Annotated in this window: 24 protein-coding genes; 11 read left to right on the forward strand and 13 right to left on the reverse strand. The window is 55.7% G+C overall.

Annotated features, from left to right (window positions below; genetic code table 11):
• Positions 1-106 precede the first annotated feature (106 nt).
• A complete protein-coding gene (locus tag QZ869_RS16865) occupies positions 107-802 on the reverse strand; it encodes a helix-turn-helix domain-containing protein (protein ID WP_367115336.1) in 696 nt (231 codons plus the stop codon).
• Positions 803-820: 18 nt separating this feature from the next.
• Here QZ869_RS16865 and QZ869_RS16870 point away from each other — a divergent pair, with 18 nt between their 5' ends.
• The 10 genes from QZ869_RS16870 to QZ869_RS16915 all read left to right on the forward strand — a co-directional run bounded on the left by QZ869_RS16870 (position 821) and on the right by QZ869_RS16915 (position 9,265).
• On the forward strand, positions 821-1,183 hold the full coding sequence (locus QZ869_RS16870; protein WP_296106080.1) for a nuclear transport factor 2 family protein: 363 nt from the start codon (positions 821-823) through the stop codon (positions 1,181-1,183).
• Positions 1,180-1,974 carry an alpha/beta hydrolase gene (locus QZ869_RS16875; RefSeq protein ID WP_296106081.1) on the forward strand — a complete coding sequence of 265 codons (795 nt, stop codon included), beginning with the start codon at positions 1,180-1,182 and terminating at the stop codon, positions 1,972-1,974. Before QZ869_RS16870 ends, QZ869_RS16875 begins: the two co-directional genes overlap by 4 nt.
• A 136-nt stretch (positions 1,975-2,110) precedes the next feature.
• Positions 2,111-2,425: an antibiotic biosynthesis monooxygenase gene (locus QZ869_RS16880; protein WP_296106082.1), complete on the forward strand. Its 315-nt coding sequence runs from the start codon at positions 2,111-2,113 to the stop codon at positions 2,423-2,425.
• A gap of 199 nt (positions 2,426-2,624) precedes the next feature.
• Positions 2,625-3,824 (forward strand): diguanylate cyclase, encoded by a 1,200-nt coding sequence (locus QZ869_RS16885; protein ID WP_296106084.1) that lies wholly within the window; start codon positions 2,625-2,627, stop codon positions 3,822-3,824.
• A 398-nt stretch (positions 3,825-4,222) separates the two neighbouring features.
• Complete coding sequence (locus QZ869_RS16890) at positions 4,223-4,684, forward strand: helix-turn-helix transcriptional regulator (protein WP_296018764.1); 462 nt, start codon at positions 4,223-4,225, stop codon at positions 4,682-4,684.
• A 51-nt stretch (positions 4,685-4,735) separates the two neighbouring features.
• Complete coding sequence (locus QZ869_RS16895; RefSeq protein WP_296018762.1) at positions 4,736-6,691, forward strand: hypothetical protein; 1,956 nt, start codon at positions 4,736-4,738, stop codon at positions 6,689-6,691.
• A 30-nt stretch (positions 6,692-6,721) separates the two neighbouring features.
• Positions 6,722-6,940, forward strand: coding sequence for a hypothetical protein (locus QZ869_RS16900; RefSeq protein ID WP_296018761.1), 219 nt, complete (start codon positions 6,722-6,724; stop codon positions 6,938-6,940).
• A gap of 44 nt (positions 6,941-6,984) precedes the next feature.
• The gene (locus QZ869_RS16905) at positions 6,985-8,193 is read left to right on the forward strand and encodes a YcaO-like family protein (RefSeq protein ID WP_296018759.1); all 1,209 of its coding nucleotides are present in this window, start codon (positions 6,985-6,987) and stop codon (positions 8,191-8,193) included.
• Entirely contained in the window at positions 8,190-8,909 is a 720-nt protein-coding gene (locus QZ869_RS16910) for a TfuA-like protein (protein ID WP_296106086.1), read from the forward strand. The genes QZ869_RS16905 and QZ869_RS16910 overlap by 4 nt, the downstream gene beginning before the upstream one ends.
• 104 nt (positions 8,910-9,013) lie before the next feature.
• Positions 9,014-9,265: a hypothetical protein gene (locus QZ869_RS16915; RefSeq protein WP_296106568.1), complete on the forward strand. Its 252-nt coding sequence runs from the start codon at positions 9,014-9,016 to the stop codon at positions 9,263-9,265.
• Between the two features lie 774 nt (positions 9,266-10,039).
• Here the strand turns inward: QZ869_RS16915 and QZ869_RS16920 are convergent.
• Complete coding sequence (locus tag QZ869_RS16920) at positions 10,040-11,917, reverse strand: AI-2E family transporter (protein WP_296106571.1); 1,878 nt, start codon at positions 11,915-11,917, stop codon at positions 10,040-10,042.
• Positions 11,918-12,983: 1,066 nt separating this feature from the next.
• On the opposite strand from QZ869_RS16920, the gene QZ869_RS16925 reads away from it, so the two are divergent.
• Positions 12,984-13,751 (forward strand): GntR family transcriptional regulator, encoded by a 768-nt coding sequence (locus QZ869_RS16925; RefSeq protein WP_296106088.1) that lies wholly within the window; start codon positions 12,984-12,986, stop codon positions 13,749-13,751.
• Positions 13,752-13,884: 133 nt separating this feature from the next.
• Here QZ869_RS16925 and QZ869_RS16930 read toward each other — a convergent pair whose 3' ends face one another.
• The 11 genes from QZ869_RS16930 to leuC all read right to left on the reverse strand — a co-directional run bounded on the left by QZ869_RS16930 (position 13,885) and on the right by leuC (position 24,550).
• The gene (locus QZ869_RS16930) at positions 13,885-14,652 is read right to left on the reverse strand and encodes an aspartate/glutamate racemase family protein (RefSeq protein ID WP_296106089.1); all 768 of its coding nucleotides are present in this window, start codon (positions 14,650-14,652) and stop codon (positions 13,885-13,887) included.
• Positions 14,649-15,422: an aspartate/glutamate racemase family protein gene (locus tag QZ869_RS16935; RefSeq protein ID WP_296106092.1), complete on the reverse strand. Its 774-nt coding sequence runs from the start codon at positions 15,420-15,422 to the stop codon at positions 14,649-14,651. Before QZ869_RS16935 ends, QZ869_RS16930 begins: the two co-directional genes overlap by 4 nt.
• 55 nt (positions 15,423-15,477) lie before the next feature.
• Positions 15,478-16,878, reverse strand: coding sequence for an FAD-dependent oxidoreductase (locus QZ869_RS16940; protein ID WP_296106094.1), 1,401 nt, complete (start codon positions 16,876-16,878; stop codon positions 15,478-15,480).
• 57 nt (positions 16,879-16,935) lie between these two features.
• The gene (locus QZ869_RS16945) at positions 16,936-17,829 is read right to left on the reverse strand and encodes an oxaloacetate decarboxylase (RefSeq protein WP_296106098.1); all 894 of its coding nucleotides are present in this window, start codon (positions 17,827-17,829) and stop codon (positions 16,936-16,938) included.
• 64 nt (positions 17,830-17,893) lie between these two features.
• Positions 17,894-18,595, reverse strand: coding sequence for an ABC transporter ATP-binding protein (locus QZ869_RS16950; protein WP_296018744.1), 702 nt, complete (start codon positions 18,593-18,595; stop codon positions 17,894-17,896).
• Positions 18,588-19,328, reverse strand: a complete 741-nt coding sequence (locus QZ869_RS16955) for an ABC transporter ATP-binding protein (protein WP_296106100.1) — start codon at positions 19,326-19,328, stop codon at positions 18,588-18,590. Before QZ869_RS16955 ends, QZ869_RS16950 begins: the two co-directional genes overlap by 8 nt.
• A complete protein-coding gene (locus QZ869_RS16960; RefSeq protein ID WP_296078528.1) occupies positions 19,321-20,301 on the reverse strand; it encodes a branched-chain amino acid ABC transporter permease in 981 nt (326 codons plus the stop codon). The genes QZ869_RS16955 and QZ869_RS16960 overlap by 8 nt, the downstream gene beginning before the upstream one ends.
• A complete protein-coding gene (locus QZ869_RS16965) occupies positions 20,298-21,164 on the reverse strand; it encodes a branched-chain amino acid ABC transporter permease (RefSeq protein WP_296106101.1) in 867 nt (288 codons plus the stop codon). Before QZ869_RS16965 ends, QZ869_RS16960 begins: the two co-directional genes overlap by 4 nt.
• 65 nt (positions 21,165-21,229) lie before the next feature.
• The gene (locus QZ869_RS16970) at positions 21,230-22,447 is read right to left on the reverse strand and encodes an ABC transporter substrate-binding protein (RefSeq protein ID WP_296106103.1); all 1,218 of its coding nucleotides are present in this window, start codon (positions 22,445-22,447) and stop codon (positions 21,230-21,232) included.
• Positions 22,448-22,501: 54 nt separating this feature from the next.
• Positions 22,502-23,116 (reverse strand): 3-isopropylmalate dehydratase small subunit, encoded by a 615-nt coding sequence (gene leuD / locus QZ869_RS16975; RefSeq protein WP_296106105.1) that lies wholly within the window; start codon positions 23,114-23,116, stop codon positions 22,502-22,504.
• 12 nt (positions 23,117-23,128) lie between these two features.
• Positions 23,129-24,550 carry a 3-isopropylmalate dehydratase large subunit gene (gene leuC / locus QZ869_RS16980; protein ID WP_296106107.1) on the reverse strand — a complete coding sequence of 474 codons (1,422 nt, stop codon included), beginning with the start codon at positions 24,548-24,550 and terminating at the stop codon, positions 23,129-23,131.
• Between the last annotated feature and the right edge of the window lie 22 nt (positions 24,551-24,572).

The following is a 24,572-nucleotide window of genomic DNA, read 5'->3' on the forward strand; positions in this document are numbered from 1 at the left end:
AACGGGCCACCTGCTTGCCCGGACGGCTTGGCCGTATGCGTTGGCTACGGCACGCGCCGCCCGGACAATCAGTCGATCCCGTTTGAACCAACAGAACTGTTTCTATTTAACAAGGAAACGCTCTAGCGGGAAAAGAAAAACCGGAGAGTTGGGTGTGGAGCGCTTCTAGTACCGGGTCAGCAGATTGATCGATGTCTCTTCGAAGTCGTGACAAGACATGGTGACGCCATTCGGCGAGGTTCAAAATGCGTGGCGCCAGCCCCTGCGGGTGGAACGTCGCTCTCAACACATTTACGGGAGGCCTCAGCAGCCTCTCATCGATGCCGATCAGCATCTGCCGCGCGGTATCATTGGCAAGCACTAAGTTCCAGTGCCGATCGACGGCCAGCGCCGGAAAGGGCGCATGCGCTCGCAACACCGCTTCCACGGCAACCAAAGCGTTTTCCATGTCTGGAGAGGAGAATGCACGCTCTTCATAGATCGGGGCGAAGCCCGCGGTACGCAGTAGTTGATTTTGCTCTCTCAGCGGTAAGCGAAGTGCTTCCGCAAGACGCAATAGCACATGGCGGCTAGGAGACGCACGACCGCTTTCAATGAAACTGAGATGGCGAGTAGAGACCTCCGCTTCGCCCGCGAGATCAAGCTGGCTAAGTCGGCGTCTTGCCCGCCACATTCTTAATGCCTCACCAAGGGTAGTCGATATTGCTCTCATGTGGAGGAGACTAACGGTCTGGATCGTCGAAGTCATTACCTCGGAGGTAATCGTCTTCGTCCAGCGGCTACGGCATTCTTGGTTCGTCATCTAATATGGAGGCGGACAATGACAAATCCCGAATTGATGGCCAGTGAGTATCTCGCGCTCTGGAATGATCCTGACGCCACATCACGCGACCAGAGACTGGCCAACGCCTGGACACAGGGAGCTCGCTACGCCGACCCGATAATGGCAAGCGAAGGTTGGGAGGGCATCTTTGCAATGATCGCAGGTGTCCGGGCCCAACTTCCTGGCCACACCTTTACAATTCGGGGCGAGCCTGACGGGCATGGCTCATTTGCGCGGTTCTCCTGGACGCTCTCAGGCGAGGACGGAAGGCTGATCGCCACGGGGACCGACATCGTCCGCACAACGCAGGACGGTCAAATCGAAGAGGTCATCGGGTTCCTGGACAAGGAGTTCGTATGATGCCGGCATTTGTTTCACGCGGCGAAGGGCATTTTCTTCACGTCAGCGATTGGGGTGAGGGTCCGCCCGTGCTCTTCTTGGCCGGATGGGCTATGGACGGCCGAATTTGGGGCGAGACTAGGCTTCATCTCAATGACGCAGGTCTTAGGACTATCGCTTATGACCGAAACGGACACGGTCGTTCTACCGATCGAGCAAGCTACTCTTACGACACTTTGGCCGACGATCTCGCTGAGGTGCTGAGGTCTCTCGATCTTTCGAACGTGACACTTGTAGTGCACTCCGGTGCAGGTGGAGAAGCAATACGCTACCTTGCCCGGTACAACGACGACCGGATCAAAAGGCTCATTCTGGTCGGCGCAACTGGACCTAAAATCATTGGCGTCGGCGGGGTCACGCTGGAGACGATGGACAGTCTATGCGGAGAACTTAGCTCCAACCTGTCGGGCTGGATCGACGCCAATCTCGAACTCTTCGCTCCTGGCGCTCCTACACGCGTCAAAGACTGGATGGGCTTGATGGCTATGGATTGCTCTCGCAGAGCTTTAATCGAGTTCCAACGTACGATCGCACTCTGCGACCTCTCGTCGGAAGCCTGTGATTTGAAGCTGCCAGTCACGATGATCCACGGTGACCGCGACGTTTCCGCGCCTCTGGAGTCCAGTGGGCGCGTATACGCTGCAACGATACCCGGCGAGGAACTCGTCGTTTACGAAGGTGTCGCACATGGAATTATGGTCACGCACGCTTCAAAGCTTGCCGACGACATTCGCAGGCGGGTGTTGGCATGATCAATTCGGCCTTTAATTGCGCTAGCTGTCGGCATCGACTGTCAACGCTCTCACGGAATTCGATCCGAATAGGGTCACGCAGATACACTCTGCAAGTCGCCGCGACCATTATCGTCCTGTTTCCGGAGGCGCTAAAATGAGCTCACCCACACAACCTGAAACCTACGTCATCACCTTCCACGTATTCCGTGATCAAGTTAGCCGATTCCGCGCCCTGCTCGACCCGGTGCTGGACGCAATGCGTCATGAGCAGACGTTCGTGCGATCGACGCTACACGTCGATCCGGAGCGGAGAAACGTTTTCCAGCTTCATGAAACGTGGACAGATCGGGAAAACGTGCTGAACGTTCAGCTAAATCGACCCTATCGAGCGGCATGGCATGAGAACCTAGACGCTTTGTTGGTCGAGCCGCGACATATTGCGATATGGACCGTTGCGAGGTCTGACTGACCATCTACTTCTCCAAGCAGGCCTGTCGACGCACGCAGTCGATCATCCGTAAACCCTTTTGTCCGAATACACGCCTAGATTTATTTTCACTATCGAAAGCACGCCTAACGTTACGTCAACCATATCCGCGATATACGAGGCGAAGTAAGGAATCTTATAGAGACCAGCCGGTAAGCTTTGTCGTAAGGCGGACACAGCAATGCAGATCGATTTACAAACCCTTTGGTACTTAACCGTTGGAACGCTGCTGGTGTCAGCGTCCCTTCTCCTATGGGAAAGGCAGGCTCATCCGGTTCGCGCCCGCGTCCTGGGTGTTTTGGCCGCCGCACTCTTCTTGTTCATTTTCGGTTGTATGCTCGCGATGAACCGCAGCCACTTCCCGGTAGCGCTAGGCATGGCAGCTATCAACATCCTGATGATGTCAGGCTATCTTCTCGTCCTCAACGCAGTTGCCGGTCTCGATGGTCGACAATATGCCAGGTCGTCCGTAGCGACGCTAAGCTTTCTAATTACCGTCTGGGCGATCGCTGGAACACATTTTCCCGTCGTATTCTGGAACCACGTTTCTTCTGTCCCCATCGCGCTCACCTGCGGCCTGACAGCATGGATACTGCTACGTAGCGGTACAGTGCAGCAATTGCGCTCACGTCCAATTGCAGTATCGATTTCGGCCTTCCATGCCGCGTTCTATTTTGGCCGAGCCTTCATTGCCCCTGTTCTCATTGAGCGCTACGGGCAAGAAATTGTTTCCATCGTCGCGGAGGTGACGATGTACGAAGCCGTCTTGTACTCGGTGGCGATGCCGATGTCCTTTCTGATGATTATTCGAGAGGAGGAAAAGCTCAACCTGCTCCGCATGTCACAAACCGACCAGTTGACCGGTCTTGCAAACCGCCACGCCTTTTTCGAGCAGGCGGCTCGAATGCTGCGAGAGCGGTGTGGAGGCCCCGTCTCCCTACTTGCCTTCGACCTCGACCACTTCAAAGCGATCAACGACCGTCATGGACATCCAACCGGGGATAAGGTTTTGCAACTGTTCGCCGACGCAGCCCGTAAGGAAGCGGGCCCCGGCGCACTGCTTGTCCGGCTTGGCGGTGAGGAATTCGCTGCGCTTCTTCCGCATTGCGACCATTCCCAAGCTTTTAATCGCGGATCGGCCATCGCAAGCCGGTTCGCCGAGGCAACCGCTCAGGCAGAGGGCTTAAAGACTCGTGCGACTGTCAGTATCGGCCTCGCGGCACCGGACTGTCACGACCTCTCCGGGATGCTTGCAAGCGCCGATAGCGCGCTTTACCGCGCAAAAGCCCTTGGGCGGAACCGCGTCGAAACCGCTAGCCCAAACCAATTGCTGCTGCACTCCTTGGCCGATCCTTTGCGTGATCAGTTGCGGGCAATCTAGGACGAAACCTCACCATGCGATGTAGCGCCTTCGCATATTTAACTTGAGTATACATCAGCCCCTAGCCTATCTAGCGGATAGCCTTCCTACCTGATCTCCACTGGGTTACCACCTGAAAGAGTTTGCCACAGCGGCGCCTGTAACCCTGAGCCTTCGATAAGGAAATTAAGCCTACAGGCGGCCATGAACAGCGCCTCCATCGCCTACGTTATCGTTCGAGAGCGGCAGAGCACCATTTGCTAGACTTAAGTAATCTTGTTGAATTCTTGATCGTCCGCATACTAAAGATTGAAATTCTACCAAACTTCAATACAAGCTGGGGTGTAAAAGCGTGTTACCCCAGGTAGTCGGCCGCGCTTTCAGGCAACATAAAACCCGGTCGTGCGAGGAGTTCATCCATGGTCCCCAAAAGAAGTCCCGATGCGATCGATGTTTATGTCGGTGGACGTATACGAATGCGTCGCATCATGCTGAAGTTGAGCCAGACGCAGTTGGCAAACGAGCTTGGCGTGACTTTTCAACAGGTCCAGAAATACGAGAAGGGCACGAACCGTGTTGGCGCAAGCCGCCTGCAAAGGATCGCGAGTGTGCTCGGCGTCCCACCAAGCTTCTTCTTCAACCAGGAGAGTGAAGAGCGGCTCAATATGGCAGGGATCGGGGACTTTGAGGCGATGAGCTACGTGTCGCAATTTCTTCAATCTCGCGAGGGCATAGCCCTGAACCAGTCGTTCTTGAAAATTCCCGATGCAAACGTCCGCCAAAAAATTGTGGCACTCGTTAAAGCTATGGCTGAGATGGACGAACTTCTACCAGTTGCTCCTGAGGGGCGTTCATCGACTGAAGTCAGGTTGAACAGCTAGATCGCAGGTCCGTTTTTTAGGACAACCATCACCAAACTGTAGTGGGGAGCAATGGCGTTCAGGTTGCAGACACTTGGGGAACTGCGGCTTGTTGATCTTTCGGGGAATGCTGTTGCCTTCTCCGAAAAGGGTTTGATCATTCTTGCCTACCTGTTTGTCCACCCGCAACGCGCTCAATCGCGGACAGCGCTGTCGAAGCTGTTATGGGACGTAGTCGAGCCGACGCAAGCATATACCAATATGCGCAAGTCACTATCGCGGATAGACAGCCGCCAGCAGGAGTTGGGTCACCAATTTGTCGAAATTACCGCTTCCGATGTGAAGCTCAATGTCGAGGCGATTGAATGCGACGCCGAGGGATTGCAAGCTCCTCCTCATTCGGACGCGCTGATTGATTTGCGTGCATTGGTCGGCCTTTTCAGTCACGTCTTTCTCGAAAACATCGACAGCACTGGAGCCGCACTTTCAGCCTGGATTGAACAGCGAAGAGCGCAACACCTGTCCCGCTTACGGGAAGCATTGATCAGTGCGATACCGATAGCAAAATCGGCACAAGATATCGCGCTCGTCAAGGATGCGGCCCTGCGGATATTTCAGCACGACCCGGATGACGAAATGATCGTCAGCTTGCTCGCGGAGACCTATTCCACCGAGGGAAAGGTAGAGACCTTCCGAAACATCTACGATGGCCGAAAGCAAAAGCTGTGGGGCAACCTTACCCTCAGCCCCGACGTCCATGCACTGAACGTAGTCAAAAAGGTCTTTGAGAAGCAGCGCAGTCTCTTCCCTGCCCCGAAAAACGGGCTTGGGGATGCCTTGACCGCAAGCACACAAAACGGTCTTAAGCGGCCTATTCCGAGGCTTGTGCTCCTGCCACCGGCGGAGAGCCCCGCTGGCAGCCAACCTCTCTTTCCTTTAGCGAACGCACTTATTGAAGATGTCACCATCGCGCTTTGCGCCTTAACGTCAGTGTCTGTGGTCGCTCCTTACACGGCTGCCCAAATCGGACGGCATTCGGACAAGGCCAACACAATCGCCCAGCATTCCATCTCATACGTGCTTGATACTAGGCATTCGGGCCGCGGCGCTCAGAGCAGCCTCTTCGTGCAGCTGGTTTACTTTGCAAACGATGAGGTCATCTGGGCGGACCGCTACGACATGGACAACGACAGTCTGGCTGTCCAGCGTCGTCAGATAGCCCGCCGGATCACCATGGCGATCACCGGAGAGATAGAGCGCAACGAGCTGGCACGGGAATATTTCGAGCAAAGCCCGGTCGCATACCACCATTACCTGCTCGGACAGCGACATCTAAAGAACCTCGGTCTTCCAGATATTCGCCGTGCACGCAAAGAATTTCGATCAGCGCTCAATCACGCTCCCTATTTCGCGCCAGCATTGAGCGGTATTGCTCGAACATATTCAAGGGAATGGCTGATCACGGCACGTGGGGATGCTCAACTGCTGAAAGCGGCCGAGAAACATGCCAACAAAGCGATCGCGGCCGGGCAAGACATGGTTGGCGGCTATCGAGAACTCGGTGTTGCTAAGATGCTTTTAGGCGGCATTGATGAAAGTGTTGAGGCCTTAGAGCTGGCCGAGACTTTGAGCCCCCATTATGCCGACGTCGCCGCGGACTACGCCGACACACTTGTCCATGCGTCCAAGCCCGGCTTGGCGCTCGAGAAAATCGAAAAAGCCATTGAGCTTAACCCCCTGAGCCCTGATGTCTACCTTTGGACAGCAGCTGGCGCGAACTACTGCCTCGAAGAGTACGAACAAGCGTTATCCTATATCGAGCGCATGGCCGACAGGGGGCTAGCTAACCGCCTCTCCGCCGCAAGCTGGGCGATGATTGGCGACCAGAAACGGGCAAAAAGCTTCGTGCGCAAAGCTAGGGAAACCAATCCCGACTTCGATGTGGATACCTGGCTGACCGCCGTGCCGTTCAAGGAGCAATGGCAGAAAGATCACTATCGTGATGGCCTGCGAAAAGCAGGTTTTTGAAGCACATGTACCAAAAGAAGGATTTTCAGCATGGCAAGAGTCGTCGTCATCGGAACGCCAGGGGAGTCTGGCCTGTGGGTTGCAGATCTTGATGCGGGAACCGTCAAGCCGTTTCAGGCTCCGGCAGGAAGCGAGCTGGAGGCAGCGGGTAAACTGCGCGCTGGCGGAGCTTCGATCATCAAAGGCGTGGATTTCGCCGTCACCGTGAAATCATCTGACGACGCCTTCTCCGGTCATCTGGACGGATAATCTGGCAAATGACACGGCCTCGGGAGGATAGTGTTAACGATCAGATGCCGAAACTTCCTGAGGCCCCCTCTTCCACTTTTTCGCCCCGTCTCTGCACGCCCGAGGAGACGCTAGAACGCGTTGCATCCTTCCTGCCACGCTACGGGATCACTCGCGTATCTCGATTGACCGGTCTCGACAACATCGGTGTTCCCGTCTGGAGCGCGGTTACACCTAATGCTCGCTCGATCGTCATCCATCATGGTAAGGGCATCACTGATGCTGATGCTAAAGTTTCTGCGACGATGGAGGCGCTTGAACGCGCCATCGCCGGCAATCCATCAATCGCAACGATTACTGCAACACAAGCAACTCTCGAACTCGAAGGACGGGTTGTCGATAGCCTCGAGGGTCTCATCGCCCAAGGTCAGAACGACATAGGCGAGCACGAGATGCTTACGTGGGTTCGGGGGATAGATGTATTGTCTAATGCCGAAACCTGGGTTCCTTATGAGGCTATCATTCTGGATCGCACACCCGAAGTGGTCCGGTTCTGGCAGTCGTCGGACGGCCTTGCATCCGGAAATACGTTCTTGGAAGCAAGCTTCCACGGGCTGTTGGAACGCATCGAACGCGATGCGGAAACTTTGTGGAATATAGCGAACGCGGAACAGCGCCTTACCACCTGCCTCGATCCTCGCAGCTTTCTGGATCCAATCATAGATGGACTCCTCAGCAAGATTGACAACGCAGGTCTAGAACTTCGGCTGTTCGACATGACCAGCGACGTCGGCATCGCCTGTTTCGTAGCATTTTTGGGAGCAGCTTCAGTTACATCAAGAAGCCACTTGCGCTTTTTCGACGTGACCAAGGGAAGCGGTGCGCATCTCGATCCTGCGCGAGCCGCAATCCGGGCGATCACGGAAGCGGTTCAATCCCGCCTTACTTATATCAGCGGCGCAAGGGATGACATCTATCCAAAAACATTCGACCGGCCACTCCCTCGTGAAGTTCGGAACTATTTCAGAGCGGAACCGAGGCCCCTCCCTCCCCGCAAGGCGATAAGCCTTGGACCGATAGAAAACATGTTCCATACCGTGCTCAAGCATCTCAAAGCTGCATCTGTTGGTTCTGTCATCGTGGTTCCGCTGACACCACCGGACCTTCCCTTCTCAGTCGTCAAAGTCTTGGTGCCCAACCTCGAGAATCCGCCAGGAGAGCGGATGAGACGGTTCGGGGCGAGAGCCATATCGAAAGCGTTGTTTTCGCTATGAAGGTCGTCTTCGTCGGCCCCACGCTCCCGAACGCGGTCGATCTGGTTCCGACGAATGTCGAAGTCAGAGGGCCTGCCAAGCACCGAGATATCCTCGCCGCTGTTGGTGAGGGCGCGGCGGTGATCGGCCTGATCGACGGCAATTTTGAAGATGTGGCCCCAATCTGGCATAAGGAAATCCTGTTTGCTCTCTCTCAGGGCGTTCGCGTCTATGGCTCGAGCAGTATGGGCGCCTTGAGGGCTGCGGAATGCGCAGCATTTGGGATGATCGGGATTGGCAATATTTATAACCGTTATGCCAGCGGCGAGCTGTTTGATGATTCAGATGTAGCGCATGTCCACGGCCCAAAGGAGATGAACTATGTGTCGCTGTCTGAGCCCTTGGTGAATGTCTTGGCAACACTCGACGAGCTGTTAATGCGCCATGAGCTTGACCACGCGGAATTTGCGAGCCTCAGGACAAGCGCCGAACTCATATTCTTTAAGGAGCGAACTTACCGGGCGATCGTCGCCAAGGCCAATCTACCTGACCATTCATCGCGAGAAAGCCTGCAAGTGCTTTTGCGGACTAACGCTATCAATCAGAAACGGCGCGATGCGCTCGAATTACTGAACGCCATAGCGACGGCTGATGAAAGGCGACAAAAAGCCCCAACGGACTGGACCTTCGCCGAAACAGAACAGTGGCGAAAGATTCTCTACCGAGGGCGGTTGTAGTCCGATCCCGCACGGCACTCCAAGCTGTGTCACGCCTATGTCACGCGCAATTCCAAAGCTTCTAACCTATCATTCGTAGAAGTTAGATTTGGAATAAAGGCTTGATGATGCTCAACACTTTTGAAGAAAACACTGCCCACAACGGCGATATCGCACCAGAGTTGGTCTCGATTGCACGACTTGTCACTTATGCGCGCAACAGCGCCAAGGATCTTGACCTCGAATTTTCTACCTACTGCCTCGATTTGGCTTTAGGTTCGCTGGTTGAGGAGATCAGAAAACGTGGCGTGGTTGATACTGACCACGGGGACGAGGTCGAGTACACCCCAAGCGTCATCTCTGGGGCATCGCACTAGTTAGGCAGTCCAGGATTCCGGTCGTCCAGTCCGCACTCTCGTAGATCGACTCCGACCAGGGGTTTTTGGATAATACCTCTGGGACAGGAGCCGACAGGTACGAAATCAAAATGATAGCGATGGCCAGCACCGAATGGCCATCCGGCCCAACCCACCACAATCGGCTATTATCTTGCCGTGGCAATCGATGGTCTGATCACGGACATCGAGCATTTGGGTGAGGCCAGACGTATTGTCATTCTGCGCCCTGCGGGGCGCGCTGCCATTACAACTTCCGGGTGCCCATTGCTCGCGACCTTCCGACCGAGCTGCTGGTTTTTCGTCCATCTTTTCAACCTTTGCATAGAAGCTGTTGATTAGGCTAAAAAATTACCCGGCGGCTCTAGAGGCACGTCGAAGTTGGATCGATCCAAGTACCTAATTCCTTGGTGCAGATCTTATCTAGCATGTCCCGACGCGCGACCCTGTCCCAATCGAATAAGCACAACCTCACCAGCCAGACGCTTGTCCATGCTCGAAGCCATGCTGGACACAATGCATAATACCCCGTTCACGGACATTAGCGACGGGCGGCGACGGACGAGACATTAGTAATGAAGTCTTTACGACTGACGGCCGTGTGCTTTTGCCAGCCTCGTCAGCCGGATGATCATAGACCCTACCGGCGTTGACCAGAACATCCGCCTTTTGCGCATCACGAGGCCTCGCATCGCACCCAAAGAACAATCGTAGTTGAGGTACGGCAACCGAACGCGGCAGGCTTGTCGAAACTATTCACGCTACCAGCGGGCTGGACTTTACCTCGCGCGCCCGACCGACGCGTTTCGTAACTCTCAACGCAACCGCGTCTCCATCTAAAAGTGCGCCCCTAACACCATCTTCAATACCCGTCGCCACGAAATCGGCATCGATGTCCTCGGCAGCGATCAGGCTTTCTTTCTCGTCATCGATACCTGGTATGATGATCCCAACCCGCAGCTGCGGCTTCTGTCGTTTCAGGCGACGCACCGCCTGTCGGGCATGCGCCTTTGACTCTGGGTTGAGAAACGCGATGACGACTGTGTCTATGTCTTTAAGCGACAACAAGTTGATAGTTGATCCACTGACCGCCGTATGCTCGGCTTGGGACACTGTGGCGCCTTGTACAGCGAGTACCTGCGCAACCATAGAAGCTGCGGCATCGTCCATCGCACCTCTGCCACCAATGCAGAGAACAGACTTAGGTATTACCTCCGACCGAGCAGGTTTTTCAGTTGCTTCACATTCGGTGGTACCGGTGTTCTCGCGTTCCGCCTGTTCCTCAGTGGCAAGCTCAGCAAGGTTGCCAATAAGTGTCTGGGTTGTGGAGGCAAACAGCGCGATTTGCGCTTCAGTCATTACGCCTCGCTGACGGTCAAGTTCACCGAGTTTAAGCGCTGGAAATCCCACTTTTTCGTAGTAGTCGATGAGGTCCTCCGCTTCTAGAAAATCTTCTGCGTTATCGGTTGCTTCGTTTGGATCTCCGGCAAGAAGTCGCTGATATAGCTTCTCCTGAGGCTGTAGAACTGGCTCATTTCCAAGAAGAACATCCAAAAAGCTGAACTGCGGTACGTGGCGTCCAAGGACCACGAGACAAACTGTAAGGGGTGTCGAGAGCATTAATCCCACGGGGCCCCAAAGCCATGACCAAAATATTGCTGAAACGATGATAGCAAGGGGGGATAGGCCTGTATGGCTTCCATAAAGCCAAGGCTCGACAACATTGTTGCTCACCAACTCGGTTATTATGAATAGCGTTGCGACCCACGCCACCAGAGACCATCCGGGCGCAATCGCGAGAGCCAGAAACATTGGCAAAATCATCCCGATCACGGGACCGATATAGGGAACGAACCTTAGTACGAGCGTCAGCACTCCCCAGAGAATTGCGTTCGGAATCCCGAGCAGCCACAGCCCTATTGCAATAGGGAGTGCGTAGAGCGTATTCACGACAAGTTGCATCAAGAGATATTTGCCAACACGCTTTCCAGCATCCTGAAGCGCGGCTGTCGTTCGGTGCAAATCACCCAAACCGACAAGCCGGATAAACCGATCGCGCAACTCTTCCCGCTCCAATAGCATAAAGATCACGAGCACGATGACCAGACCAGCCGTCGCGAAGGGACTGATGAGCGGAAGAATAAAGTTGCCGAGTGTCTGTACCGGATTGGAACGCGTGATGATTTCCACAGGCATTGGGTCACGCTTGGACGATTGAGGGATCCCGTCTTCCTTACTCTCTTCGGCAGTGTCCTGCATTTCCAAACCGATGCGCTCGACCACCTTGCTGACATGCTCAAGTACACCGTTACCGGATCCCGCGTGGCTTAGAGCCTGCACCTTTGAGACGATGTTCCGTTGATAGGTGGGAATATTGTCCGCCAAGTTCGCAACCTGTCCGGCAACTATAAAGCCAAATACCGCGATAACAAAAAAAGCGCTCGCGACTGCCATGAGAACTGCGGCAATCTTGGGGACACGACGCTTTCGCAGGAAGCTTACGATCGGTGCTAGGGTGAAGGTCAGCAGCAGAGCGAGTGCGAGTGGAATGAATACTTCTTGGCCGACGTAAAGAGTTATAGCGACGCCGATGAGGACGATTGTCGTCCGACCGGAAAGGGTCGGAGCCGCGATCGCACCCGAACTGATTGGGAATGCTGCCTCTGGAACTGCCTTTTTCACAATAGAACTCACGCATTCCCCCTCGTTTGAAAGTGCTACCGTAAATTCCGGCCTAGCGGTAAACGCATCAAAGACAAAACTGATCGGCCACCGTGAAAAAATCTACGAGAGGGAAACCAGCGCTCATATTGTTTCGGAATACACGGCGCTCGTAGACGCTGGCGTTATCCTCGTAGAGGTATCATGAACGAACTGTAACCAGGGCGTGAGTGATTGACGTGATTAGTCAATCCTAATCGTATGGCCAGGCGCGGCACAAGCAAGATTTATCCGCTGCATATCGTCGGCATTAGGTCCCACAGGATTTGAACCAGAGCCGTTGTGTTTCGACACTCTCATACGTCGAGATGTTGACCAATCCGATAGCTCATTTGCAATGCTCCAACCCTCGCTCAATGAAACAGGAGTGATCAGGGGCAGTTTGGCATCAAACGTTTCTGCGCCGATAAACGACCGCTTTCCAGCCGGAACCAATCTCTAGCGCAAATCCCATAACGCCAACTTGCAGCACCCGAAAGAACATCGTCATCTCTCGCATTTGGCAACACTGGCGCCGGGGCCGAAGCACCAAATCGGCGGCGTCGGATTTGCGATGCGCATTCCCCAATTCCCCTCCCCCAAGTCCAAAGTCGGACATCGCGCTACGATGCTGAATTCGCGCATTTGTTGCCGACTTACGGTTCAGACCAAGTATAGCCGCGCAGACTAAGACGACCATCACGGGAAGGTGCGCAGCCGAGCGGTTGCGCCACCAAATGCACCGCTCGGGTACCAGGTTTCATTCAACCGATGACCTTGTGGAAAAAAGCTTAAAGATATATCATTAAGCCTAATAGAACAGTGCGCTTCTTTTGCGTTTAAATGCCAAAATCTCGGCAGACAAACGACAAGAGGGCATCACTTGAATTGCTTCGTTGAGCGCCCTCCGACGCGGCTTCTTTTAAATTTTTGTATCTCGCCGGGCTTCACCGAAGTTAATAGCCTGATATGATTGATACAAGAAAATCGGAATTCCCCCATGGCCAACGCCAATTCGCCGACACCTCTCTACTACCGAGTCTACGCCGTTATGCGAGAGAGAATTATTCGGGGCTATTATCAGAGCGAAACACCAATACCGAGCGAAGCCGAGCTGGCTGAGACTTTTTCTGTCAGCAGAATTACGATCCGAAAAGCAATGGAAATGCTCACCAAGGAGCGCTTGGTCACACGTAGCCGTGGACGAGGTACATTCGTCAGCGACCGGTCGAAGGAAAACCAACTTAACCGCGCCGTTGTATCAAACATCGACGGCCTTTTAACGTACTTGAACACTGTCGGAGAAAGCACAAGACTGAAAGTGGTCAGCCTTGATCGCGGGGAAGCGCCGCCACGCATTTGCGCTAGCATGAATGTAGCACCACAAGCCGAGTTGGTGCGTTCTGCGAGGGTGCGCGCGCTGGATGGTCGTCCATACTCTCTGTCGATAGCCTATCTGTTGCCGGAAATCGGAGGCTCGCTGAAGCGTAAGGATTTGGCGACAACGAACATGATCGATCTCGTACAGCAAACCGGTGCTGTGGTCGAAAAAGTCGAACAGACGCTAACTGCAACGCTCGCGGACGACTATGCTGCCAAGCATCTCAATATCCCCGTAGGTGCGCCACTTATGCTTGTCACGCGCTTGTTTTTCGATAAAGCAGGCAAGGCTTTTTACGCAGCTGAAATTTTTTACTGCGCTGATCGCTACGAATACCGCGTATCGCTCACGCGCGAGGATGGAAAGAACTTCGCCATCGGCAAATAGCACGCTCATAAAGCTACTCTGAGGCGCAGCCATCCACTCCCAGTTTCCGACCCGCACATCGACGCCACGTCGTTATCTGCAAATCAGCCTTATGCGCCCCACCCTATCCAGCGAGCTTGAAAAAAAGACGTCCTCAATTAGCCTCGACAAGGGCTCCCGAATTCATCATCGCGTGAAGCAAGTCAAGGCGCGGCTCCACCGGAGAAGGATATGCCTCGCGACCGTGGGTCAGGCCTAGCGCCAGGAAAGTTTCGACGAGCTTGTAGGTGAGCGGACCAGGGTTAACGACTGGCACGGGAAGGTTGGCGGACAAGTACTCTCCCGCCTGATGCATCGTGGTGGAACCAAGGCAAATAACGTCGGCGCCATCTTCCTCGACGCAACGCATCGCAACATCGCGCATGCGTGGGAAAACCGTATCCGTCTTGCCGTCAAGCAGGTTTGAAAAATCTGGCGGCTGGTCAAAACTGCGGACTGACGCGCATTGCCTCTCGAAGCCATATTCACGAATTGCTTTACGATATCGCGGCAGGGCTGGCTCCCACTGCGCGAGGACAGAGAACTTGGCGCCGAGCGTCAGCGCGTATAGCATTGACGCCTTCCCCGCGCCGATAACGGGAATGGAAAGCACCGATCGCAGCATAACCATGCCGCTATCCGACATCGTATCGATACAGACCGCGTCGAAGCCCTCGGCCTCGGCATTACACCCCGCCTCAAAGATCGCGAGATCCATCAGTCCCCAATCGTGCGGTGACATGAAGGATGAGGGCCCACAAGTGACGGGACGATAAGTAAGTTCCCATTCCTGCGGTAAAGGTACGTATCGCGACTGCGCTTCGCGATTGCGAACGCCTTCCGCATCAAGAGCGAACGGTACAATGACGAGAATACGGGTCATGGCTTGCTCCCCAGAAACGCGGCGCCGGCTGCGCCGATGGCGCGGATCATATCGTATTTGGGTACAAGCGGCGCAGGCCATGTGGCCTTGCTATGAGTGAGCTTGAGATCAAGCGCAATCGCGGCAAGCTTGTAGGTCAGGGGGCCAGGATTGATGACCGGCACGCCAATACGCTCGGAAAGCCAGGAGTGTGCTTCGTGCATGGTCGTTGACCCGAGGATCAGAACGTGCGCGCCATCCTCCTTGACGCAGTTCTGCGCCGCCTCCAGAAGCAGCGGAAACACCGCGTCTTCCTTGCCCGACAGCAGGCTCTTATTGTCTGGGATAACGCCAATGGAGCGCATTGATGCGCATTTATGCTCCATGCCAAGCTCACCGAGCGTCTTGGTGTAGAGCATCTTCCAACGATCCCACATCATCAAGATGGAGAATTTATCGCCAAGCATCTGCGCGACCAGCATCGAATGCCGCCCGGGCGCGATGACGGGAATGGACAAGACAGATCGCAGCATCGACATACCGCTATCCGACATCGTATCGATGCAGACAGCATCGAATCCTTCCGTCTGAGCATCCAGACCGGCATCGAGAATGGAAAAATCGGCAAGCGCCATATCGTGCTGGCTGGAGTAATTCTTTGGGCCCATGCGTACGGGGCGATAATGGAATTCAATCCCGGGACCGAGATCAACTGCCTTCATCTGTGCTTCACGACGGGCGAGATCCTCTTCTCCCATCGAAAACGGTACAATGACCATGACCTTCTTCATGAAATCCTCCTTGAGACGATTGACGCGCCACTGCGAAAACACAGTCCTGTGCCTTTTACATTTCAGCAGCGACGCGGGCGGCACTGATGCCAGCCAAACGACCGAAGCCCGTGGCAGATAATAGGCCGTTGCCCGAGAGATAACCGTAGTTTGAATCGCCGGAGACGCCACGCGCAGCTCCCCCTCCCGCGAAAAGGTTTGGCAGCGGTGTGCCATCGTCACGCAGCACACACGCAGCGTCATCGATAACCAGGCCACCCTGCGTGTGAAACAGCGCCCCGTTGACTTTCACCGCATAATAAGGCGGCTTCAGCACCTGATCGGCGGGAAAACGTCGCCCGAAACGATCCGGCTCACCCGTGCGAGCCGACGCTTCGATCGCATCAAACTCCCGGTTTAAGTTATCGGCAGGAACTCCGATGGTCGCCGCCAATTCGTCCAGTGTATTTGCTGTCTTTACTGCACCTAGCTTACGGATCTCACGGTAATCGTAAAATCCCATCGCTGCGTCGTCTCCGCTGGCATCGTAGATGTCCCAGGCAACATGATCCGGTTGCGCCGCGACCTCACAGCCATGTTCGGAGTAACCGCGCATCTCATTGGAGAAGCGTTTTCCCTTCGTATTGATAAGCACGCCACCCTTTGTGATGACGGCCCAGGTCAATGGTAGCGAATGTGGGTGCGCAACAGACCCATGGCCCTGATAGGCGCCCATGTCGGCAACTGCCGCTCCTATCTCGATCCCCCACTTGATGGCGTCCCCCGTATTGGAGAGGTGGCCGCAGCATTCGGCATCGGCGATTTCGGGAATATAGCGGCGCACCATCTCCGCGTCGCCAGCAAAGCCGCAGCAGGCAAGAACCAGGGCTTGGCAGCCAAGCGTCTCAAGCACGCCATCCGGACGGCGGAAACGCACACCCTTTATGCGATGAGTATCATCGACATAAAGATCCTCGACCGAAGCGCCCGTCACAAGATCGATACCGGCATTTGAAACAGCGGAAAGCAGGGATTGCTCCAGATCCGCTCCCGTACGGCTTTTCGGCCCATGCATGCGCATTCTGGAATGACCGGGATAGGTGAAGCCAGTTACCAGTTCGAACTCGACTTGATGCTTATCCATCAGCCAGTCGATCATCGGCCCTGCCGTTCTGGCCAAAACCAGCGCCTGATCATGCGGTGTGCGATCATGGGTCTTAGCAACGAGGTCTCGCGCAAACAATTCCGGGCTGTCTTCGATGCCGGCGTCCTTCTGCAATTTCGTGCAGGGAGCCGGGATGAGGCCTGCGGAAAGAGACGTAGAACCGCTGGGATTTTCGTCCCGTTCCAAAATGAGAACCTGCTGCCCTTCATCATGGGCCGCAAGCGCAGCAACCAGACCACAGGCGCCGGCACCCACGACGACGACAGGTATTTCGAAGTCGAACTCCACGCCTTCAGCGCTTAGAACTGTCATGTCACGCACCTCTGCTCGGTAATAGTCGAAAGGCATGGAAACCTTCCTTCGTTAAAGTCAGTACCCTGTGCGGCTTGCTTCCGGTGTGCCGTAACGGGCTTCGAGTTCTTGCACTTCGGCCATGCGCGCTGTGTCGAAGAATTGCTTGAAGTTCATGACGTGGGGCGCGACAGAGGCGATCGTCTCTTCGGTTTTCAAGACTTCCAGCGTCTTGCGGGCTGCCTCGCAGGCCGACAGCAGCAACCAGTTGGGATAGATAATGAGTTTGAAACCCAGCGCCTCAATCTCCGAACGAGTGAGGAAGGGTGTCTTGCCAGAAGTCGCCATGTTGTAGAGGAGCGGAATGCCGGGGAATCTCGGTGCGATGTGTGGCAGATCGTCCGGACCGGGACTTTCGATGAAGATCACGTCGGCACCGGCCTCGCGGAACAGCTCACCGCGGTCGAAGGCAGCATTGCGGCCTTCCAGGGCCAGTGCATCTGTGCGGGCAATAACCACGAAATCCGGATCGACGCGGGCATCCACAGCCGCTTTTATCTTCGCTACCATGTCGGCTGCGGGGATCACCTGCTTTCCGGCAAGGTGGCCGCAACGCTTTGGCAAAACCTGATCCTCGAGATGAACGGCAGCAACGCCTCCGCGCTCATAGAGCTGGATTGCCCGCCGCACATTGAGAGGACCGCCGAACCCGTTATCGGCATCAGCAATCAGCGGCACATCGGAGGCATCGGCAATGCGAGTGGCGTTATCGACCATTTCCGTCATCGTCAACAATCCGACATCGGGAAAGCCGAGCCGCGTTGCCGATGTACCAGCACCGGTCATATACATGGCATCGAAACCTGCCTCCGCGACAAGGCGGGCATACATGGCATCCACGACACCTGGAGCCATGAGGGCTCTCTCGCCTGCAAGCAACTGCCGCAGACGCTGGGTCCGAGTGAGAGACATAATCTTCTCCAATTCTTCTAAAATTTTGGAGCGCTCCGGCCGCACCATCGGCCGGGACGCGGATTTACATACCGAGATAGGCCTTGCGCAGTTGCGGATCTGCAAGCAGCGTGGCTGCCTCGCCCTGCATGACGAAACGGCCCTGTTCGATGACATAGGCACGCCCGGCAACGCCGAGCGATTGCATGACGTTCTGCTCCACCAAAAGCACTGCAACACCATCGGCATTGATTTTGGTAATCAGCCCAAACATCTCTTCCACCATGATCGGCGACAGGCCGAGTGACGGCTCGTCGAGGATCAATAGTTCCGGCTCGGACATCATGCCGCGACCAATTGCAAGCATCTGCTGCTCGCCGCCCGAAAGCGTCCCAGCCGACTGAGGCAAACGCTCTTTCAAGCGCGGGAAAATCGCGCAGATACGCTCGAAGTTTTGCTTGACGTTGTTGCTTGCCCGCCGGAACGCGCCAAGCCTGAGGTTGTCAGCCACCGAGAGGTTGGGGAAGATCTTGCGACCCTCTGGTACATGCGCGATCCCGGCTGCCACGACATCGCGTGGCTTGCGTCCGGTAAGCGTTTCGCCCTTGAAGGAAATGGATCCTGCACTCGGCCTGATGAAGCCGGAAATCACATTGTTCAGTGTAGTTTTGCCGACCCCGTTGGAGCCGAGAACAGCGACGACTTCGCCTCTCTCGATACGCATGTCGACACCCTGCAGAACAGCCATCGAGCCATAGCCTGCCTTGATACCGGAAACCTCAAGCACGGCTTTCCTCCTGCAAACGGGCAGCGGCCCCATGCCCCAAATAGGCCTCCACAACCGATGGATCCTTGACCAGTTCGCGAGGCGGGCCGTGAGCAATCATCTTTCCCTGGTTGAGGACGTAAGCCGTTTCCGCAAGGCTCATCACCGCCTGCATGACGTGCTCGATCATCAGAAAAGTATGCCCTTCGTCCCGAAGCTGACGGATGACAGCGACGATTTCGTTGATCTCAGATGGGATGAGGCCTGCCATGACCTCATCGAGCAGCAGCAGTTTGGCGCCGGTGGCAAGAGCGCGGGCGAGCTCCAACCGCTTCCGTCCGGCGATGGTGAGCGACGACGCAGGCCTGTCCAGCATGGTGCCCATGCCAAGGCGCTTGCCGACGTCACGCGCAATTGACATGGCCTCTTGCCGCTTGTGATGATGCAGATAGGCACCGACAGCAATGTTCTCTTGTACTGTCAGACCCGCGAAGGGCTGCACGATCTGAAACGTACGGATCATACCGAGTTGGCAAATGCGGTGCGGCGCAAGACCGGTGATGTCCTGACCAAGAAAGTGAACCGTGCCTTCATTAGGTTTGGTGAAACCCGCGATCATGGTGAAGCATGTCGTCTTGCCCGCGCCATTCGGCCCGAGCAGACCGACGATCGAACCTTCCGGGACGTCGAGGGATGCGTCGCTGACCGCCTTCAACCCACCGAAACTTTTGGAGAGATTACGGACCTCAAGCATTGTCGCTCTCCTTTTTGCCGCTGGCGCCGATCTTGGCGGCGAAACCCACCAGACCTTGCGGCAGGAACCTCAGCGCGCAGATCAACACGATGGCGTAAAGCACGAAGTTCAATCCCGGCGCGTTCGGCAACAGGTGCTTGGCGCCCTCGCCAAGAAGATGCAGTCCAAGAGTTCCGAGAAGCGGGCCCCACACGGTACCTGCACCACCGATGATTGGCCCGATCAGCGCCTCGATGGAGATCGCGGTGCCGTAAACGACATTGCTGTCAATGAAGAGCCAGAGTTGGAGATAGAGAACGCCGGCCAGGCCGCCAAACGCGCCCGAAATCGCCATGGCCTGAACCTTCACCTTGTAGGTATCGATACCAAGCGCCCGGGCGGCGTCCTCATTTTCGCGGATGGCGACAAGATAGGCACCAAAGCGCGAGTATTTGATGAGGGCCGTGAGCGCCATGACAAGCGCCACCACAATTAGCAGAGCGGTATAGGCCACGCTACGATCGCTGAACTGGAGAGTGGCAAATCCCGGATTCAACTTTAGCTGCAATCCGCTGCCGCCACCGGTAAAGTCGAAGGAGGATGCACAGATGCGCAACACCTCGGCGAAGGCAAGCGTGACGAGCGCGAAGTACGAGCCTCTCAATCCGTAGCGGAAAGCGAGCGCGCCGATAAAAGCGCCCGCCGCCGCGCCGGCAAGAATACCCGCACCAAAGCCGACCCAAGCGTTGAAACCATACTGCACCTGGAGGATGGCCGAAGCGTAGGCACCCGTGCCGTAAAGTGCCGCATGGCCAAAGGACGACAGACCGCCAAAGCCACCTGTAATATTCCATGAAAGTGCAACGACAGCGACTATCAGTGCATTGATCGTGAACCCCATCCAAACCGGCGAGGAGGCGAAATAGATACCGAAAAGATACGCGACCGCCGCGATAATCAATGCGATCTGGCCAGTGGATTGCGACTTCATCATGCTGCCCTCCCGAAGAGACCGGATGGTTTGAAAAGGAGGATCAGAATGAACGCCAGGAAGATACCGATCTGACCGAGGCTTTCTCCGAGGAAGAGGCCACAAAGCGATTCAATGATGCCGAGCACCAGACCGGCAACAAGCGCACCGGGCAAGCTGCCCATTCCACCGAGAACGACGGTGGTGAAGGCGACCAGCACAAATGTGTAGCCGACCTGCGGCGTGACGTAGAACGTCGGGAGAAGAAGACACGCGGCAAGCGCGACGCAAGCCGTGCCGATACCGAAGCAGATTGCATAGGTATGATTGACATCGATGCCGACCAGTTCAGCGCCGCGCTTTTCAATCGCCACTGCGCGGATGGCGGAGCCGGTGCGCGTATGGGCCATAAACGCCCATAGCATCGGCGCGACCACAAGAGCAGCCACAAAAGCGATAACTCGGCCCAACGGAATAAAGGCACCAAACAATTCTACTGTGTCATACACATACGGGATGTCGATGCTGCGTGTATTAGACGTCCAGAAATACAGCGCGAGGTTCTCGATGATAATCGAGACAGCCAGCGTGAGAAGAAGGACATTCTGCTCTGAGCCGCTGCTCATCGGACCGATCAAGCCGCGCTGCAGCGCATAGCCAAGTCCGAAAAACACTGGCAGGACGATTGGAATAGCCAGGTAGGGATCGAGCCCAAAGTAGCTATTGAGAAAATAGACCGCATAAAGCGCCAGCATCAGCAGGCTGCCATGGGCAAAATTGATGATGTGTAGAACACCATAGATCAGGGTAAGGCCAAGCGCGACCAGCGCGTAAACCGCTCCCATCATAAGCCCGCTCACCACGGCCGGTAGGATCAGTGTCGACATCCGGGATGCCTTTTCTCGTCCGTCGAACGCTCCCGCCGAACGGGCGGGAACGTTCGATGCTGGTTTCACTTCGGGGCGGGAATCGGGAACACGGCCTCAGCAGTGGCGTATTCCTTCGGGAAGACCAGTTCGATGGTCTCTCCACGCACCTGCGTATTGACAGGTTGCGAGCTCACGTTGTCGCCGTTGACGAACTTCGTAGGGCCGTAAGGCATGATCGACTTGTCGAAGGTAGATGCGGCAAGAGACTCAATTATCTTCTGACGATCCGTCGATGCGGCACGCTCCAGCGCATCCGCTATAAGTTGGATAGACGCATAAGAGACCATGATATCGTAGGTCATGTCGAGTTTGGCGTCTGCAACAGCCTTGGCCAACTCCTTGGACTCGTCCTTATTCGGATCGTACCAGTGATTGCAGTCCATCACATATTGGGCAATCGAGTTGTTCTCCCGAACGAACTTGATGTTAGAGGCGGCCCCACCGAGAATCGAATAGATGGCCTTCAACGCCACGCGCTGCTGCTGGATCGCCTTTGCCATCAGCGTGTATTCGTTGAGATAGTTAGACGGGATCAGAATATCGGCCTTGGAAGCTTTAACACGAAGGGCAATATTGGAGAAATCGCGCTGGGGAGTCGGGTGAGAAATGGTATCGACGACTTCGATACCCTGCTTTGGCAATTCGGCTGCCAAAATTTTCGCCATGCCCGAGCCAAAAGGACCGTCTTCATGAACGATCGCGGCCGTCTTGACCACTTTACCCGCCGCTTCGTTGAGCTTCTGGAGGTTGCCGAGCGCGACGCTTGTGCATTTGTTGATGCCCGGCGTGAAGCGAAACACGTTTGTCAGCCCGCGTGAAACGATCGTTTCTGCCGTGCCGATGGAAACGACCTGCGCGAGATTGTATTTTGCCGCAGCCTGTGTGGATGCCAAGCCGAGAGCGGATGAAGAAGAGCCGGTGAAGGCACAGATTTCCTGGGATGCAAGCGTATCAACGCCTGCAGCGGCGATTTCGGGCTTGCTCTGGGCATCGACCACGACGAGCTCGATTTTTGCACCGCCGAGGCTCTTGATGCCGCCGAGCGCATTGATTTTCTCGACCGCGAATTTGGCGCCGGCCGCACTCTGCGTACCATTATAAGCGAGCGCACCTGTCAACGGCTCCAGAACGCCGATCTTGACGGTGGGTGGTGCGGCTCTCAACAGCCCTGGCATGGCGAGCGTGGCAGCAACAGCGCCGGAAGCCTTCAAAAGTGTTCTACGTTTGACGTCAAAATCCATGTTTCAGTTCTCCCTTTTATTATGACGGTCCCAAGGTGAAAGCTGGCTCGCCCGTCAACGATCCAGCCAGCCATGCGAGGCTATCCGTATCCTTTCGAATGCTTCGATCTGCTCCAGATAGGTGAATGTCATCTCGATCTCGTCGAGCCCCTGCAAAATGCAGTCACGGGCAAACGCGTCGATAACGATCGGATGCGTGCCTAGATCTCCGGGCAAAATCAGTTTCAACCCAGCCAGATCGACCGTAACCTTCGCATCTGGAAAGCGCGCCAGGTGATCGGCGAGCGCCTGACAGCGCCCGGCTTCAAGTCGAACAGGTACAAGCCCGTTTTTTAGAGCGTTATTGTAGAAGATGTCGCCGAAGCTCGGCGCGATCACCGCCCGGATGCCGTGATCGACAAGTGCATAGACAGCGCCTTCGCGCGACGATCCGCAGCCAAAATTGTCTTCAACGAGCAGAATGGTCGCCTTGTCCGCGCCGGGGCGATTGAGCGGAAAGCCAGGATCGAGTTCTCCTGTTTCATCGCGACGAATGTCGTGGAACAGGAACTGTCCATAGCCCTGCGCGCGATCAGCCTTCAAAAACCGGCCCGGCAGGATCTGGTCGGTATCGCAATTGACGCCTGGAATAGCAATAACGATGGAGGCTTCCCTGGTGAAGGCTTTCATAGTTATCCTCCCTCAGATCCGGCGTACATCGGTAAGACAGCCACTGATCGCCGCGGCAGCCGCCATCGCGGGACTGACGAGATGCGTACGAGCGCCCGGTCCTTGCCGACCGACGAAATTGCGGTTGGAGGTCGATGCGCAGCGTTCACCCGGCCCAATAACATCGCCATTAATTGCGGCGCACATGGAGCACCCCGATTCACGCCATTCGAAACCCGCATCGATCAAGGCTTGCGCCACTCCCTCGGCCTCGGCTTGCTTTTTCACCTGCGTTGACCCGGGAACGACAATCGATGGAATAACGGCCTTGCGGCCTTTCAGAACCGCCGCCGCCGCCCTCAGATCTTCGATACGGCTGTTGGTGCAGGAACCGATGAACACCTTGTCCAGCTTCAATCCGTCCAGTGCGATGCCCGGCTTCAGATCCATGTACTCCAGCGACTTAGCGGCTGACTTACGCTTGTCGGCATTATCGAAAGTCGCTGGATCCGGCACGCGGCCATTGATCGCAACGGCATCTTCCGGGCTGGTGCCCCATGTGACCATCGGTGCAATATCTGCACCGTTCAACGTGATTTCACGATCGAAAACCGCCTCATCGTCGCTCACGAGCTTGCGCCATCCGGCAATCGCCGCATCCAATTCTTTCTCAGACGGTGCATAATGACGCCCCCGCACATAGGCGAAGGTGGTATCGTCCGGCGCTACCATGCCGAAACGCGCAGCCGCCTCGATCGACATGTTACAGAGCGACAGGCGTCCTTCGATCGAAAAGTCCCGCACCACCTGCCCGGCGAACTCAATCGCATGGCCACCCGCGCCTGCCGCGCCAATCTTGGCGATCAAGGCCAGCATCACGTCCTTGGCGGTAACGCCCTGCCCCAGCCTCCCGTCGATCGTTACACGCATCGTTTTAGGGCGGACCTGCCAAAGCGTCTGGGTGGCAAGGACATGGGCATTTTCCGATTGGCCAATGCCAAATGCGATAGCCCCCAAAGCACCTTGAGTGGAGGTATGGCTGTCAGAACAGACGATTGTCAGGCCAGGCAGAGTTATGCCCTGTTCGGGCGCGACCACATGGACAATACCCTGTTCCCGGCTCGATATGCCGAAATGGCGCACGCCTGCCCATTCCATGTTCTCGTCGAAGGTGTCGATCATCTTGGCGATGGCCGGGTTTGCAGCATCGCTGGAACTGCGGCCAAGTGTTGGGACATAGTGATCGGCGACGCCAAAAATCTGCTTTGGGCGACGTGGTTTCAGGCCGCGCCGTTTTAAATCGGCGAAAGCGTGAAAGCTTCCCTCGTGGATCATATCGCGGTCGATATAGAGCAGCGAAGGCCCGGAAGGATGGCGCAGAATTTCATGCGCGTCCCAAATTTTGCCCAGCATTGTGCGTGGTGCGCTCATCTGCGCCATGATCGTTGTTCCCATTGACTTCGGCTTCCCGCCTTAT

The sequence above is a fragment of the uncultured Agrobacterium sp. genome (assembly GCF_913777885.1).
Classification (GTDB): domain Bacteria; phylum Pseudomonadota; class Alphaproteobacteria; order Rhizobiales; family Rhizobiaceae; genus Agrobacterium.